Genomic DNA, 14,709 nt, shown 5'->3' on the forward strand with positions numbered 1-14,709 from the left:
ACCCGCAACCACGGAGGTCCGGATGGACACGTCCGCGTCTCGCTCACTGTCCGGTTCGCTCGGCGTCGGGTCGATCGTGTTCATGGTCGTCGCCGCCGCCGCTCCGCTCACGGTCGTGGCCGGTGCCGTCCCGCTGGGCATCGCGCTCGGTAACGGCGCCGGGTTCCCGGCCACCTTCGTCCTGTGCTGCGCCGTGCTGCTGCTCTTCGCCGTCGGATTCTGCGCGATGAGCAGGCACCTGCCCGCCTCGGGTGCCTTCTACTCCTACGTCTGGCGCGGCCTCGGCCGGGCGCCGGGACTCGGCACGGCGTTCCTCGCGCTGGTGACGTACACGGCGGTGCAGGTCGCCGTCTACGCCTACCTGGGCGTCGCACTCGGCGGGCTCGTCGAGCACTACGGCGGCCCCTCGCTGCCGTGGTGGTCGTGGACGATCGTCGCGCTCGTCGTGGTGGCGGTCCTCGGCTACCGGCACATCGAGCTCAGCAGCCGAGTGCTGGGTGTGCTGCTGCTGTGCGAGGTCGGGATCGTGCTCGTGTTCGACGCGGTGGTGGTGGCCCGCGGCGGCGGCGAAACCGGGCTGTCGACGGCGTTCCTGCTGCCCAACGAGGTCGGCTCGGGCGCACTCGGCATCGCGATCATGTTCGCCATCGCGAGCTTCATCGGCTTCGAGGCCACGGCCATCTTCCGCGACGAGGCCCGCGACCCCGCCCGCACGATCCCCCGCGCCACCTACGCCGCGCTGCTGCTCATCGCCGTCTTCTACGCGCTGTCCAGCTGGGCCGTGATCTCCGCGTGGGGCGACACCGCCGCGGTGCGGCAGGCGGGCGCCGACCCCGGTGGGCTGCTGCTGAACAGCATCGGCGGCTACCTCGGCACGGCGGGCGCCGACGTGGCGGAGGTGCTGCTGGTGACGAGCCTGTTCGCCGCCGTGCTCGCCTTCCACAACGTCATCGCGCGCTACGTCTTCTCGCTCGGCAACGCGGGCGCGCTGCCGTCGTTCTGCGGGCGCAGCCACCCCCGGCATGGCTCGCCGCACCTCGCGTCGCTGGCGCAGACGACGAGCGCGCTGGCGCTCGTGGTGCTCTTCGCCGCCACCGGTCTCGACCCGGTGGCCCAGGTGTTCGCCTGGATGTCGGGCACGGCCACGCTCGGCGTGCTCGCGCTGATGACGCTGACCTGCCTGGCCGTGGTGGCGTTCTTCCGCAAGAGCGACGTCGACCGGCGGGTGTGGCACACACTCGTCGCGCCGCTGCTCGGGCTCGCCGGGCTGCTCACCTGCCTCGCGCTGACCGTCGCGAACTTCTCCACCCTCATCGGCGGCTCCCCTGGCCTTGCCGCCGTGATCGGTGCGATCCTCGCAGGATCGTTCGTGCTCGGCATCGCGCTGTCCACCGTCCTTCGTCCCTCGGCGGCCGCCGCACCCGGCCCGGCCGTGACCGAGGCCGCCTGACCGTCCTCTCACGAAGTGGAGTCGAGATGACCATCGCCGAAGAACAGCCGTCCACCGCCACCACGGCCGCCGCCCACCCGCTGGACCCGATGAGCGAGGACGAGGTGCGTGCGGTGCGCGACATCCTGCGCGCGGAGGGCCTGCTCGGAGACACCGTGCGCTTCGCCTTCCTCGGGCTGGAGGAACCGGAGAAGGAGGCCGTGCTCGCGTTCGGCTCCGCGGACACGCCAGACCGCCGGTTCCGCGCCCTGCTGCTCGATCTGGCCACCGGCGCCTCGCGCGACGTCGTGGTGTCGGTGACGCGGTCCGCCGTGGACTCGGTGACGGAGGTGGACCCGGCGACCTCGGGGCAGCCGCCGATCATCGACACCGAGTTCGAGCTGATCGAGCAGATCCTCAACGCCGACGAGCAGTGGCTTGCCGCGCTGGCCGCGCGGGAGCTGGACCCGGCCACCGTGCGGGCCGTCCCGCTGTCGGCGGGCCACTACGACGAGCCGGGCGAACGCGGCAGGCGGGTCGTGCGCTCGCTCGGGTTCCAGCAGCTGCACGAGAAGGACCATCCGTGGGCGCACCCGGTGGACGGCCTCGTCGCCTACGTCGACCTGACCAGCCGGACGGTGACGAAGGTGATCGACCACCGCAGGCATCCGGTACCGCAGGAGCCGGGCAACTTCGACGACCCCGAGGTGACCGGGCCGCCGCGCCAGGACCTGCGCCCGATCGAGATCACCCAGCCGCAGGGCCCGAGCTTCACCGTCGAGGGCAGCCGCGTCCGCTGGCAGAACTGGGACCTGCGCATCGGGTTCAACGAGCGCGAGGGGCTCACGCTGCACCAGCTGTCCTTCCACGAAAGGCCGGTGCTGTACCGCGCGTCGATCGCCGAGATGGTGGTGCCCTACGCCGACCCGTCACCGGTGCGGTTCTGGCAGAACTACTTCGACTGCGGTGAGTACATGTTCGCCCGCTACACCAACTCGCTGGAGCTGGGCTGCGACTGCCTCGGCGAGATCCGCTACTTCGACGCCGTCGTCGCCGACGACCTCGGCGAGCCCCGCACCATCCGCAACGCCATCTGCATGCACGAGGAGGACTACGGGGTGCTGTGGAAGCACACCGACATCTTCGCGGGCTCGCACGAGACGCGCAGGCAGCGACGGCTGGTGATCTCGTTCTTCACCACGATCGGCAACTACGACTACGGCTTCTACTGGTACCTCTACCTCGACGGGACGATCCAGCTGGAGGCCAAGGCCACCGGCGTCACGTTCACCTCGGCCTACCCTCCGGAGGGCCACGACCACGCCACCGAGGTCGCACCCGGGCTGGGGGCGCCGTATCACCAGCACCTGTTCTGCGCCCGGCTCGACATGACCGTCGACGGGCCGCGCAACGCCGTCGACGAGGTGGAGGCCGTGCGGCTGCCGGTGAGCGAGACCAACCCGTACGGCAACGCGTTCCGCGAGGGGCGCACGCGGCTGGGCACCGAGTCGCAGGCGAAGCGGGTGGCCGACAACGGCCGCGCGCGGGTGTGGCACGTCGTCAACCCGGACAGCCGCAACCGGTTCGGCCGCGAGGTCGGCTACGTGCTGCACCCGGAGGGCCAGCCGACGCTGCTGGCCGACGACGCCTCGTCGATCCACGCCCGCGCCACCTTCGCCACGAAGCATCTGTGGGTCACCCGGTACGACCCGGCACAGCGGTACCCGGCGGGCGAGAAGGTGAACCAGCACCCCGGTGGCGCGGGGCTCCCGGCGTGGACGGCGGCCGACCGCGGCATCGACGGCGAGGACATCGTGCTGTGGCACACCTTCGGGCTCACGCACTTCCCGCGCCCCGAGGACTGGCCGGTGATGCCGGTGGACTACGCGGGTTTCACGCTCAAGCCGTTCGGGTTCTTCGACCGCAACCCGACGCTGGACGTGCCGCCGAGTGCCTCCGGAGGCCACTGCCACGGCGGAACGTGACGCCGCTCGGTCAGCGCAGGCGGCGGCGGATGACCGCGAGCAGTTCGCCGGCGTCCACGGGCTTGGTCACGTGGTCGTCGGCGCCCGCGGCCAGGCTCTTCTCCTCGTCGCCCGCCATCGCCTTCGCGGTGAGCATGATGACCGGCAGGCCGGCGAGGCCCGGCAGCTCGCGGATCGCGGCCGTCGTGGCGTAGCCGTCGAGCCCCGGCATCATCACGTCCATCAGCACCAGGTCGACACCCGGCGTGTGGCGCAGCACCTCGATGCCGTCGCGCCCGTTGCTCGCCTGCAGCACCGACATGCCCTGGGCCTTGAGGACCTCCGCGATGGCGAGCACGGTGCGGTCGTCGTCGTCCACGAGCAGCGCGGTGTGGCCGTCCAGGCTGCCGGGGACCTCCGACGGCTCGCCGCGCGCGGCCGTCCGCAGCGGCGGGCGCTTCGGCACCGCGGCGGATCCGCTCTCCGGCCCGGCAGGCAGCACGAGGGTGAACGTGCTGCCCTCGCCGAGCGTGCTCTCCGCTCGCAACCGCCCGCCGAGCAGGGTGGCGATCTGGCTGCTGATCGACAACCCGAGCCCGGTGCCGCCGTACCGCCTGCTCGTGGTGCCGTCGGCCTGCCGGAACGCGCCGAAGATCGTCTCCAGGTGCTCCTCGGCGATCCCGATGCCGGTGTCGGTCACCGAGAACTCCACGGCCGTGCGGTCGTCCGTGAGCGCGATCCGCAGCCCGACGGTGCCGCGTTCGGTGAACTTCACGGCGTTGGACAGCAGGTTCCGCAGCACCTGGCGCAGCCGCTGGGAGTCGGTGTCGATCCGCTCCGGCACGTCGGGGTGCACCACCACCTGGAAGTCCAGTCCCTTGTCGACGGTGAGCGGCTGGAACGTCGTGCGCACGTACTCGAGCAGGTCGTCCACGGCCACCGGCTCAGGGTGCACGTCCATCCTGCCCGCCTCCACCTTGGACAGGTCGAGGATGTCGTTGATGAGCTGCAGCAGGTCGGTTCCCGCCGACTCGATCACCTTGGCGAACTCGACCTGCTTCGGCGTCAGGTTGTGCGTCGGGTTCTTCGCGAGGACGCCTGCCAGGATGAGCAGGCTGGTGAGCGGCGTGCGCAGCTCGTGGGACATGTTGGCGAGGAACTCCGACTTGTACCGCGAGGTGAGCGCGAGCTGCTCGGCGCGTTCCTCGAGTTCCTGCCTGGCCTGCTCGATGCCCGCGTTGGACCGGCGCAGCTGCTCGGCGAGCCGCTGCGACTCCGCCAGCAGGGCCTCGGTGCGCTCGTTGGCGATGATGGTGCTGAGGTTGACGCCCAGGCTCTCCACGAGCTGTTCGAGGAAGTCCCGCTGCACGGGGCTGAACAGGGAGAACGACGCCAGCTCGATCACCCCCAGCACGTCGCCCTCGAACAGCACCGGGAGCACGATCAGCTGCGCGGGCGGCGCCGAGCCCAGGCTGGAGGAGATGAGGACGTAGCCGGACGGCGTGTGGTCCACCAGGATCGGCTTGCGCGTGGCGGCGGCCTGGCCGACGAGCGACTCACCGAACTCGAAGGCCTGCGCCACCGCGCCGTGCTGGGCCCTGCCGTAGCTGGCGACGAGCCGCAGCCAGCTGCGCTCGGCGCTGCGCTCCCGCAGGAAGAACGTGCCGTACTGCGCACCGACGAGCGGGGCCAGTTCGTTGACGATGAGCTGGGTGGCGGCTCGCAGGTCACGGATGCCCTGCAACAGGCCGGAGAGACGGGCGAGGTTGGCGTTGAGCCACGCCTGCTCCTCGTTGGCGCGCGTGGTCTCGCGCAACGAGCGCACCATCGCGTTGATGTTGTCCTTGAGCTCGGCGACCTCGCCGTCGGCCTCCACCGTGATGGAACGGGTCAGGTCGCCGGTGGTGACCGCGCTCGTCACCCCGGCGATCGCGCGGACCTGCCTGGTGAGGTTGCCCGCGAGCTCATTGACGCTCTCGGTCAGCCGTTTCCACGTCCCGGAGACGCCCTCGACCTCGGCCTGCCCGCCGAGCCTGCCCTCCTTGCCGACCTCCTTGGCCACCCTGGTGACCTCGGCGGCGAACGCCGAGAGCTGCTCGACCATCGTGTTGATCGTGGTCTTGAGCTCCAGGATCTCGCCCCGCGCGGCCACGTCGATCTTCTGGGACAGATCGCCCCTGGCGACGGCCGTGGTGACCTGCGCGATCGAGCGCACCTGTGCGGTGAGGTTGTCGGCCATCGAGTTGACGTTGTCGGTGAGGTCGCGCCACGTGCCCGCGACGTTCGACACGCGCGCCTGCCCGCCGAGGATGCCCTCGGTGCCGACCTCGCGCGCGACCCGCGTCACCTCGTCGGCGAAGGCCGACAGGGTGCCCACCATGGTGTTGATCGTCTGCGCGAGTGCGGCGACCTCGCCCCTGGCGTCGATGGTGACGTGCTGCGAGAGGTCGCCCCTGGCGACGGCGGTGGAGACCTGCGCGATGGAGCGCACCTGGTCGGTGAGGTTGCGCGCCATGACGTTGACCGACGCGGTGAGCTCGCGCCAGGTGCCCGCGGCTCCCGGCACCTGCGCCTGGCCGCCGAGGACGCCCTCGGTGCCGACCTCGCGCGCGACCCGCGTCACCTCGGAGCTGACCAGTGCCAACTGGTCGGCCATGCCGTTGAACACCGTGGAGATCTCGTCGAGCAGGGCGTCGTCGCGCACGCGCGGAAGCCGGATGCCGATGTCGCCGTCGCGCACGGCCTTGAGGCCCGCCAGCAGCTGCTCCAGCCGATCGTCGCGCGAGGCGGACGGGATCGGTTCGTCGGCCATGCGGTGCCTCCTTCGGAGGGCCTAGGGGCCGGGTGGCCTGCCGTCGGTGTCGAAGGCGTCCTGCCCGGCGGCGACCCGCCGGATGGTCTCCAGCAGGTCGTCCAGCTTCCCGGCCTTGAGCACCAGCCCGGCTCCGCCCGCCTCGGCGGCCCTCGCCGCGTCGGCGGCGTCGGCCACGCCGGTGAAAACGAGCACCCTGCTGCCGGGCGAGCGCAGCCGCAGTGGCGCGATCGCGTCGAGCCCGTCACCGTCGGGCAGCCGCCGGTCCAGGAGCACGATGTCGGGACGTTCGCGTTCGACGGCCTCGAGCGCCTCGGCGATGGAGGCGGCTTCTCCGACGAGGACGATGTCGTCGACGACCTCGAAGGCCGAGGTCAGCGCCATCGCCACCATCGAGTGGTCCTCGACGAGCAGCAGCCGGATCTCTCCGGCCCCCATGGCGGGCGGCTGACCGGCCGGCGACGGCGTTGGCACACGCATCACCTCCCCGGCTGCTCAGCGGAGTCTATGCCGAACGCCCCGCGCAAGGCGAGCCTGTGACCGGCGGCCGCCTACATGCCGCGAGTCCTGCACTCATGCCCGCGAGTTCTGCACTTCCGTCACCCCCAAAGCTCCCCAATGCGGCATTCGCTCCACTGGATGGAGCGAATGCCGCATTGGGGAAGTTGAACGCTACGAATGCCACATTTGGGGAAGCCGCCGACAACCGGATCGCCTCGCCGCAGTGCGCAACTCGCCGGCGTGAACGCAGGACTCGGGGGCGTGATCGCAGGACTCGCCGGCGTGAACGCAGGACTCGCGGGTCTGGACGCAGGACTCGCGGGTCTGGACGCAGGACTCGCGGGTCTGGACGCAGGACTCGCGGGTCTGGACGCAGGACTCGCGGGTCTGGACGCAGGACTCGCGGTCAGGGCTTGTAGCCGAGGCCCGCGAAGGCGCTGCTGGCCGCCGGCTTGTCCCGGTACTCCTCGTTGGCGGGCGACGGGCGCTCGTCGGGCCGCCACTCCGGGATCCAGACGACACCCGGCTCCACCAGCTCGAAACCGTCGAAGAAGCGGGCGAACTCCTCCCTGCTGCGCACGAACAGCCGCGAACTGGACCGTTCGTACTGCTTGCGCACCTCCGCCCGCTGCGCCTCACCCTCGACGGGCACGCCGTCGACGGTCATGTGCGAGGACAGGAAGTACGAGCCGGAGGGCAGCATGTCCCGGTAGCGGGCGATGATGCCGTGCGGATCGTCGTCGGGGCCGAAGAAGTACAGCACCCCCACCACGATCAGCCCGATCGGCTCGCGCGGGTCGAGCACGCCCGTGTCGAGCGCGCGTTCCCAGATCTCCTCGGCGTGGCGCAGGTCGCCGTGCAGCACGGCGTGCCGGTTCGGGTCGCCTTCCTTCTCCAGCAGCACGCGGGAGTGCGCCACGGCGACCGGTTCGTTGTCGACATAGACACACCGGCTGTCGGGATTCACCGAGTCGGCGATCTCGTGCACGTTGCCCACGGTCGGCACCCCGGATCCGAGGTCGAGGAACTGCCGGACGCCCTGCCTTGCCAGGTACTGCACGCCGCGGCCGAGGAACTCGCGGCCCACCTTCGCCAAGGTCCGGACCATCGGGAACGTCTCCACCGCCTTGGCGCCGAACTCGCGGTCGATTGCCCAGTTGGTGGTGCCGCCGAGGTACCAGTCGTAGATCCGGGCCGGGTTCGGCCGGTCGAGGTCGACACCCTCGGGCACCTGTCCGCCGTCACTCGGCGCCATGAGCACTCCTCACCGCTGGGGGATCCCTTGGCCCCACCCTAGCGATTCCCGCGGAGGGCCCGCCCTGCCCGCCATTCGGAGCAACGGCGTCGCGAGCCGGGCTCAGCCGTCGTGCACCGTGATGGCGTACCCCTCGGGGCCGGCGAAGGTGAACGTGCGGCCGAACGGACCCTCCCGGAGCGGGCTCAGAATCGGCACCCCCTCGGTACCGAGCCGGTCGTGCAGCGCCTGCGCGTCGGTCGTGCGGAACCACAGCGCCACCCCGGCGCCAGGCCGCGCCCCGCCGTCGAGGTCGGTCCCGGGCAGCGGCTCGCGGACGGCGAACGGGATCGGCTCGGTGGCGAACAGCACCGCGCCGGGCGGCGACGCCGGTGCCCGCCGCAGCCCGAGATGCCGCTCGCAGAACGTGGCCGCCTCCTCGACACCGCGCACCTGCAGGGCAATGAAATCGGGACCTTCCACGGTGACGGACATGGCTGCTCCTCGCTTCTCTATGTCAGGACTTTGACATAGGAGACGATACGCAGACCGAGCCGGGTATGTCAAACTTCTGACATGTCACACCCGGAACCCGTGGTCCCGCCCCATCCCGCGCAGGACATCACCGAGCACGTGGGCTACCGGCTCAAGCGATCCGCCGCGGCGTTGCGCGGCGCGATGGACAAGGCGCTGCGCGGGCACGGCCTGACGGTGCCGCAGTACGCCTGCCTCGAACTGCTCGACGAACGGCCAGGACTGTCCAACGCCGACCTCGCCCGCGGCGCGTTCGTCACCCGGCAATCGATGAACGTCGTCCTGCGCGGCCTCCAGGACGCCGGGCTGATCCGTAGGCCCGCCACCACCGAGCACGGCCGCGCACTGCCCGCGCACCTCACCGACGAGGGCAGCAGGCGCCTCGCCGGCGCCCGCTCGGCCGTCTACGCGATCGAACGCCGCATGGTCGAGGCGATCCCGCCGCGACGCCTCGCCGCGCTGCTCGCCGACCTCGACCGCATGGCCGACGCCCTCGGCGACGAGTCCGGAAACGACGGTTAGACCGCCTGGACCCGCAGCCGCGAAAGCCGGATGCCGTGCAGGCACAACGCCTCGGTGAGAAAGTCGGTGACGAGCGAGGCGTCCACCGCGCACCCGGGCGTCCCGGCCAGCACCACGTCGAGCGCCCGCCGCTCGGCGTCGTAGTCACGCAACCGCAGGCTGCCGCCGTCGGCGGCGACCAACCGGGCCAGGCCGGCCACCACGGCACGGACGGCGTCCGCCTCGCGGCGGTCGCGCCGGGTCCGCACGGCACTACACAGTCAGCGTGCGCACGGTGTCGTCCCAGTGCAGCGGCGCGTCCGTGACCGCCTGCACGTCCTGCGGGGTGAGACCGTCGACCACCTCATCCAGCCGCAGGCCCTCGGGCGTCACCGTGATCACCGCCAGGTCCGTGTAGATCCGGCTCGCCGCGCGCACCGCCGTCAGCGGGTAGGTGCACTCCCGCACGATCTTCGGCTCGCCGTCGCGGGAGGTGTGGGTCATCGTGACGAACAGGTTCGGCACCGAGGCGCCGATGTCCGCGGCCCCGCCGATGCCGCCGAACCGCCTGCCCGGCACGTTCCAGTTGGCCACGTCGCCGGTCGCCGACACCTGGTACGCGCCGATCACCGAGGCGTTGATGTGCCCGCCGCGCAGCATCGCGAACGACAGCGCCGAGTCGAAGAAGCTCGCACCCTCGGCGACACTGGTGTGCCGCCCGCCCGCGTCCACCAGATCAGGGTCGCACGCATCCTCGGAGGGTTCCGGGCCGAGCCCCAGGATGCCGTTCTCGCTGTGCAGTGCGAAGTCCTCCGACCGGGCGAGCGCGTTCGCCAGCAGCAGCGGAATGCCGACACCGAGATTGACGTACCATCCCGGCTGCAGATCCCTGGCCACCCTCGCGGCGATCTGGGGCCGATCCAGCCGTATCATCAGGCACCTCCCGCCACGACGAGCCGGTCGACGAACACACCCGGCGTGTGCACGGCTTCCGGATCGAGTCCGGAGTGGACGATCTGGTCGACATAGGCGATCGTGACGTCGGCCGCCATCGCCATCAGCGGGTTGAAGTTCTGTTGCGAGAACCGGTACCGCAGGTTGCCCCACCGATCGGCCTCGTGCGCCCGCACGAACGCCACCTGCCCCCGGATCGGGGGTTCCAGCAGGTAGTCGGTGCCGCCCACGGTGACGACCTCGCGGCCCCGGGCGAACACGGTGCCCAGGCCCGTCCTCGTCAGCACCCCGCCGAGTCCCGCGCCGCCCGCGCGGACCGCCTCGGCGAGCGTGCCCTGCGGCATCAGCTCCATGTCGAGCCTGCCGGACTCGACGGCCTCCCGGATCGCCCTGTCGTCGGGCCCGAGCGGGTAGCTGCACACGAGCTTCTCGATCGCGCCGTCGATGATGAGCCTCGCCGCACCGACCTCGCCCTGCCCGCCGTTGAGGCACACCAGTGTCAGCCCGCGCACGCCGCGGTCGGCGAGCGCCTCGAACAGCTCGAGCGGGTAGCCCGCCCCGCCGAACCCGCCTGCCAGCAGGACACTGTGGTCGTGCACATCGGAGACCGCTTCCTTGGCCGTGAGCACCGGCTTCGTCAACGCGCTCACGGCGACTCCAGCGGGATCACGGGCAGCGGGCCGGCCAGCTCGTCGGGCGCCGCCGGTGCGTAGGCGAAGTTCTTGGCCCGCGCACCGCCGTCCACCACGAAGTCGCAGCCGGTGATCAGCCGCGCGTAGTCGGAGCACATCCAGGCGACGCAGTGCCCGATGTCGGTCGGCGTGCCCGTGGTGCCCATCGGCACCAGCGGCATCCGCTGACCGGACCAGCGCGACGGCCGCCGCCACGGCTCGTCGCCCGTGGCCCCGCCGAGCCCGTGTGCCCTCGGATTGTCGAGGACGCCGCCGGCCCCCCGCTCGGCGATCAGGTCGGGGTTGTCCGGCGTCGGCGCGGTGGGGGTGAAGCTGTTCACCCGGATGCCGTAGGGTGCCAGATCCATCGCGGCGGCGCGGACGAAGTTGTTCACCCCGCCCTTGTGGAAGGCGTAGGCGATGACCCCCGCCGTGCCGGACCAGCCGTTGGACGAGGAGATGGCGACGATGGAGCCGCGGATGCCGCGCTCGGCCATGTGCCGCCCGACGTGCTTGGTGTTGAGGAAGTGCCCCATCGCCGACACCTGCACGGCGCGGGAGAAGAACTCCGCGCTCTCGTCGAGCACGCCCCGCCCGCCGAGGACGGCGGCGTTGTTCACCAGGATGTCGATCTTGCCGAACGTGTCGATGACAGTCCGGACGTAGCCGAGGACCTGCTCCTCGTCGGTGACGTCGCCGGGCACCGCGATGGCCGTGCCACCGTTGCGCTCGATGCGCTCGACCGAGGCCTTCGCCGCGTCCGCGTCGAGGTCGTTGCACGCCACTGTCGCGCCGTACCTGGCCAGTGCCAGTGCGATGCCGCTGCCGATGTTGGGGCCTGCGCCGGTGACGAGGGCGACCTTGCCCGCTAACGATATCTCCACCTGTCCACCTTAGAATCCGTTGACACACAAGGGCTTCGACTCAATGACGGAACCGTGCCTACGTCATTCGACTCCTCACCAGCGCCCGGGAGGCGCGACCAGGCCCTCCCTGATCGCCAGCAGCGCGGCCTGGGTGCGGGAAGCCAGGCTCAGTTTGGCCAGCACGTTGCTGACGTGGGTGCGCGCGGTGCGCTCGCTGATCGTCAGCTGGTTGGCGATCTCGCGGTTGGAATGGCCCCGCGCCACGAGCTTGAGAATGTCGCGTTCCCGTGCCGTCAGCGCCGAGAGGCCCGAGTGCGGGGCGGTCAGCTCGCGGGTCAGGCAGCGCGCGACGCGCCCGGACAGGTGCGTCTCGCCGCGGGCGGCCGCGCGCACGGCGTCGGCGATCTCGTCCGGGTCGGCGTCCTTGAGCAGGTAGCCGCTCGCGCCCGCCTCCAGCGCCGCGCGTACCCGCTCGCCCTCTCCGAAGCTGCTCAGCACCACCACCGCGACGTCCGGGTGCCTACGCACGATCGCCGCCGTGGTCTCGATGCCGTCGCGACCGGGCATCAGCAGGTCCATCAGCACGACGTCGGGCGGCTCCCGCGACGCGGCCAGCCTCCGCAGCGCGGCGTCGCCGCCCCCCGCCTCGCCCACCACCCGCAGGTCGGCGGTCAGCTCCAGATACGCCGCGAGACCACGGCGCACCACGGCGTGGTCGTCGACAAGGAACACCGTGATGGAGCGCTGCCGAACCGGTACCGTCTGACCCTGCATCGTCGCCTCCCGCTACCCCGCCAGCCCCTGCCGCCGCCCGCGCTTGCCGTGGGGCGCGCCCAGCGCGCGCGACACTCCCCTCGCCGCGGTGACGACGGCGGGAACAAGGCGCCGGTGATCCGTGCTCGCACTGACCACAACGGACAGTGCCGCCGTGACCGCTCCGCTGCCGTCCTCGATGGGTGCAGCCACCGACACGGCGTCGAGCTTCATGTGGCCGTCGCACACCGCGAACCCGTTGTGCCGGATCTCGGCGAGCGTCCGGCGCAGCCGCACCGGATCGGCGATGGTCTTCGCGGTGTAGCGGCGCAGCGGCGAGGCGAGCACCGCCTCCTGTACCTCGCACGGCGCGTGGGCGAGCAGCGTCAGCCCGGCGCTGCTCGCGTGCAGCGAGCGGCGCCTGCCCAGTGTCGTCAGCACGGTGATGGCCCCGGGCCCGGACAGCCGCTCCACGAACACGATCTCCGTGCCGTCCCGCACGGCCAGCAGCACGTTCTCGCGCGTGGCGAGGTAGAGGTCCTCCAGGAACGGCCACGCGACGTCGCGCAGCCCGAGCCCCCGCGGCGCGAGGGTGGCCACCTCCCACAGCCGCAGGCCGATCCGGTAGCCGCCGGGGCCGCGTTCCAGCGCACCCCAGCGGAGCAGCTCGCCCACCAGCCGGTGCGTCGTGGAGATCGGCAGCCCGCAGCGCTGGCTGATCTCGGTGAGGTTGAGCTCCGGGTGGTGCGCCGAGAACGCCTCGAACACCCGCAGCAGGCGGCGCGCCGGCGACTCCCGCATGGCCTACTCCGACCCGGCCCGCTGGATCGGCTGGGCGACCCGCGACCAGCCCGCGAACCCGAAGGGCCGCACGACCATCGAGATCGCCGCGTTGCGCGCCCCGGCGACGGTCACCAGCAGCTGCTCCGGCGAGGGGAGCATGTGCAGGCCGTGCTCATCGATGCCGGGCCCTTCCAGTCCCCGCAGGCCCTTGCCCGCGCGTTCGAGGTCGGCATGGCTGCGCACGCAGTGCTCGTACAGCCAGCGCTGCACGTCGGCCTTGCCGAACCCGGCGGCGGCGAGCTGCTGCGCGTGCTCGACACTGAGCACCAGCCCCGCCGAGGAGTGCCTGCCGATGGCGGCGCCGGTGCGCGAGATCGTGTCGGCGATGTCCCACAGCACCTCCTCGGCGTCGCGGGTGTGCCTGTTGTCGACGAACTCGCAGGTGCGCAGCAGCAGCGCCGTCACCGCGTCGGTGCCCTCCGGCAGGCCCAGCTCACTCGCCAGCGACTCCCACGGGCTCTCCTCCTCGTTCTCGCCGATGCACAGCGAGAACCGGCCGGGGATGCCCTGGGTCGCCTGCTCGAGCTCGTGCGGCCGCACGCCCAGCACGTTGCGCACGATGAGCCCGACGGCGCGGGCGATGGTCGCGTTGGCGCGGAAGCCGGGGCCGAACACGCCGCCGGTGCAGTTGATGCCCAGCTCGTGGCGGATCGGCCCGTTGACGATGAGCAGCGGCGCGGGGCCGCTGGTGCTCTGCCACGCGGCGGTGCTGACGCGGTCGCGGCGCAGTGCGTCCCACGCCGCGAGCACGACGGGCAGGTACTCGGGCCTGCAGCCCGCCAGCGCGGCGTTGACCGCGGCCTGCTCGACCGTGCACCGCCGCTTCAGATGGGGCAGCGAGGCGATCACCTCGTCGCGTGGTCTGGGCGTGTGCGCCAGGAACTCCTCGACCATCGGCGCGGTGACGGGCACGACCGGCAGCCCGTCGGTCCAGCCACGCTCGTAGGCGTGCTCGATGGCGCTTCTGGCGTAGTCGAGCAGCTCGTGCCCGGCGGTGGCGGTCATGCGGCCGCCGTGGCCGAGGAGGCGGTGGTGACGCCGCCGACGATCGCGGGGAGCACCTGCTCGGCGCGGGCCCGCACGCCCTCGGCGTCGAGCAGCGCGAGCGGATGCGGGATCCGCACGTATTCGTAGCCGGGGCTGCCCTGCAGCTCGGCCATGGCGTCGGCGGCGGCGCTGAACGCCTCGGTGCAGATGACCACGGCCGGGATGCCCTCGGCCTCGAGCGCGAGGCCGTCTGCGATGGCCGAGGCGCTGCAGGAGCCACAGTCGCCGACGCCGACCACCACCACGTCGCACTGCCTGGCGAGATCGGCGAGGACGTCGGCGGGAACCGGGTCGGTGATGCTGAGCTTCTTGCGCCGCACGACGCCCGCGATGCCCTCCCGCGTGGCGAGCAGCTCGCCCACCCGCTCCAGCAGGTCCTCGGCGTTGGCTTTGGTGTTGGCGAGCAGCCCGACGGTCAGCCCGCGCAGGCGGTCCGGTCTCGGTGCCGGTGGCGTTGCCCGCACGGCCTCGGCCGGGTTGGCGGTCGGGTCGATCATGGCATCGAACATGGCGACACTCCTTCGTGGGACCAGCCTGCCTCGACGGTACGATCGCCGCCCTTCGCGCCGCCATGCGCTTTCCACGCCATGGAAACGCGGG

At 71.6% G+C, this 14,709-nt stretch carries 14 protein-coding genes and 1 pseudogene; 3 read left to right on the forward strand and 12 right to left on the reverse strand.

Going from position 1 to position 14,709, the window contains the following annotated elements; translation table 11 throughout:
* Nucleotides 1-22: 22 nt before the first annotated feature.
* Nucleotides 23-1,450, forward strand: coding sequence for an APC family permease (locus BAY60_RS26120; protein WP_112283853.1), 1,428 nt, complete (start codon nt 23-25; stop codon nt 1,448-1,450).
* Nucleotides 1,451-1,476: 26 nt separating this feature from the next.
* Nucleotides 1,477-3,414: a primary-amine oxidase gene (locus tag BAY60_RS26125; protein ID WP_112283855.1), complete on the forward strand. Its 1,938-nt coding sequence runs from the start codon at nt 1,477-1,479 to the stop codon at nt 3,412-3,414.
* On the opposite strand, the pseudogene BAY60_RS26130 reads toward BAY60_RS26125, so the two are convergent.
* The 4 genes and pseudogenes from BAY60_RS26130 to BAY60_RS26150 all read right to left on the reverse strand — a co-directional run.
* Nucleotides 3,397-6,169 (reverse strand): annotated as a pseudogene (locus BAY60_RS26130) (HAMP domain-containing protein); the annotation flags it as partial. The gene BAY60_RS26125 and the pseudogene BAY60_RS26130 overlap by 18 nt on opposite strands.
* Before the next feature lie 57 nt (nt 6,170-6,226).
* Nucleotides 6,227-6,679 (reverse strand): response regulator, encoded by a 453-nt coding sequence (locus BAY60_RS26135; protein WP_170160557.1) that lies wholly within the window; start codon nt 6,677-6,679, stop codon nt 6,227-6,229.
* A gap of 433 nt (nt 6,680-7,112) precedes the next feature.
* Complete coding sequence (locus tag BAY60_RS26145) at nt 7,113-7,961, reverse strand: SAM-dependent methyltransferase (protein WP_112283861.1); 849 nt, start codon at nt 7,959-7,961, stop codon at nt 7,113-7,115.
* Between the two features lie 102 nt (nt 7,962-8,063).
* Nucleotides 8,064-8,435, reverse strand: a complete 372-nt coding sequence (locus BAY60_RS26150; protein ID WP_112283863.1) for a VOC family protein — start codon at nt 8,433-8,435, stop codon at nt 8,064-8,066.
* An 81-nt stretch (nt 8,436-8,516) separates the two neighbouring features.
* On the opposite strand from BAY60_RS26150, the gene BAY60_RS26155 reads away from it, so the two are divergent.
* Complete coding sequence (locus BAY60_RS26155; RefSeq protein WP_112283864.1) at nt 8,517-8,996, forward strand: MarR family winged helix-turn-helix transcriptional regulator; 480 nt, start codon at nt 8,517-8,519, stop codon at nt 8,994-8,996.
* On the opposite strand, the gene BAY60_RS26160 is transcribed toward BAY60_RS26155, so the two are convergent.
* From BAY60_RS26160 to BAY60_RS26195, 8 genes are all read right to left on the reverse strand, one after another.
* The gene (locus BAY60_RS26160) at nt 8,993-9,244 is read right to left on the reverse strand and encodes a hypothetical protein (RefSeq protein WP_112283866.1); all 252 of its coding nucleotides are present in this window, start codon (nt 9,242-9,244) and stop codon (nt 8,993-8,995) included. The two genes, BAY60_RS26155 and BAY60_RS26160, sit on opposite strands and share 4 nt — an antisense overlap.
* Nucleotides 9,245-9,248: 4 nt before the next feature.
* A complete protein-coding gene (locus tag BAY60_RS26165; protein WP_211330473.1) occupies nt 9,249-9,908 on the reverse strand; it encodes a 3-oxoacid CoA-transferase subunit B in 660 nt (219 codons plus the stop codon).
* The gene (locus tag BAY60_RS26170) at nt 9,908-10,579 is read right to left on the reverse strand and encodes a 3-oxoacid CoA-transferase subunit A (protein WP_211330474.1); all 672 of its coding nucleotides are present in this window, start codon (nt 10,577-10,579) and stop codon (nt 9,908-9,910) included. Before BAY60_RS26170 ends, BAY60_RS26165 begins: the two co-directional genes overlap by 1 nt.
* Nucleotides 10,576-11,484, reverse strand: a complete 909-nt coding sequence (locus BAY60_RS26175) for an SDR family NAD(P)-dependent oxidoreductase (protein ID WP_112283867.1) — start codon at nt 11,482-11,484, stop codon at nt 10,576-10,578. Before BAY60_RS26175 ends, BAY60_RS26170 begins: the two co-directional genes overlap by 4 nt.
* 75 nt (nt 11,485-11,559) lie before the next feature.
* Nucleotides 11,560-12,240: a response regulator gene (locus tag BAY60_RS26180; protein WP_112283869.1), complete on the reverse strand. Its 681-nt coding sequence runs from the start codon at nt 12,238-12,240 to the stop codon at nt 11,560-11,562.
* A 12-nt stretch (nt 12,241-12,252) separates the two neighbouring features.
* Nucleotides 12,253-13,020 (reverse strand): IclR family transcriptional regulator, encoded by a 768-nt coding sequence (locus BAY60_RS26185; protein WP_112283871.1) that lies wholly within the window; start codon nt 13,018-13,020, stop codon nt 12,253-12,255.
* A gap of 3 nt (nt 13,021-13,023) precedes the next feature.
* Nucleotides 13,024-14,067, reverse strand: coding sequence for an amidohydrolase family protein (locus BAY60_RS26190; RefSeq protein ID WP_112283873.1), 1,044 nt, complete (start codon nt 14,065-14,067; stop codon nt 13,024-13,026).
* A complete protein-coding gene (locus tag BAY60_RS26195; RefSeq protein ID WP_112283875.1) occupies nt 14,064-14,618 on the reverse strand; it encodes a UGSC family (seleno)protein in 555 nt (184 codons plus the stop codon). Before BAY60_RS26195 ends, BAY60_RS26190 begins: the two co-directional genes overlap by 4 nt.
* Nucleotides 14,619-14,709: the final 91 nt, after the last annotated feature.

Source organism: Prauserella muralis (assembly GCF_003202285.1).
Lineage (GTDB): Bacteria > Actinomycetota > Actinomycetes > Mycobacteriales > Pseudonocardiaceae > Prauserella_B > Prauserella_B muralis.

What these genes read in the sequence shown, in the direction of transcription:
- BAY60_RS26180 (WP_112283869.1), bottom strand. Translation starts at nt 12,240, where the DNA reads ATGCAGGGTCAGACGGTACCGGTTCGGCAGCGCTCCATCACGGTGTTC.
- BAY60_RS26125 (WP_112283855.1), top strand. Translation starts at nt 1,477, where the DNA reads ATGACCATCGCCGAAGAACAGCCGTCCACCGCCACCACGGCCGCCGCC.
- BAY60_RS26195 (WP_112283875.1), bottom strand. Translation starts at nt 14,618, where the DNA reads ATGTTCGATGCCATGATCGACCCGACCGCCAACCCGGCCGAGGCCGTG.
- BAY60_RS26155 (WP_112283864.1), top strand. Translation starts at nt 8,517, where the DNA reads ATGTCACACCCGGAACCCGTGGTCCCGCCCCATCCCGCGCAGGACATC.
- BAY60_RS26185 (WP_112283871.1), bottom strand. Translation starts at nt 13,020, where the DNA reads ATGCGGGAGTCGCCGGCGCGCCGCCTGCTGCGGGTGTTCGAGGCGTTC.
- BAY60_RS26120 (WP_112283853.1), top strand. Translation starts at nt 23, where the DNA reads ATGGACACGTCCGCGTCTCGCTCACTGTCCGGTTCGCTCGGCGTCGGG.
- BAY60_RS26190 (WP_112283873.1), bottom strand. Translation starts at nt 14,067, where the DNA reads ATGACCGCCACCGCCGGGCACGAGCTGCTCGACTACGCCAGAAGCGCC.
- BAY60_RS26145 (WP_112283861.1), bottom strand. Translation starts at nt 7,961, where the DNA reads ATGGCGCCGAGTGACGGCGGACAGGTGCCCGAGGGTGTCGACCTCGAC.
- BAY60_RS26150 (WP_112283863.1), bottom strand. Translation starts at nt 8,435, where the DNA reads ATGTCCGTCACCGTGGAAGGTCCCGATTTCATTGCCCTGCAGGTGCGC.
- BAY60_RS26165 (WP_211330473.1), bottom strand. Translation starts at nt 9,908, where the DNA reads ATGATACGGCTGGATCGGCCCCAGATCGCCGCGAGGGTGGCCAGGGAT.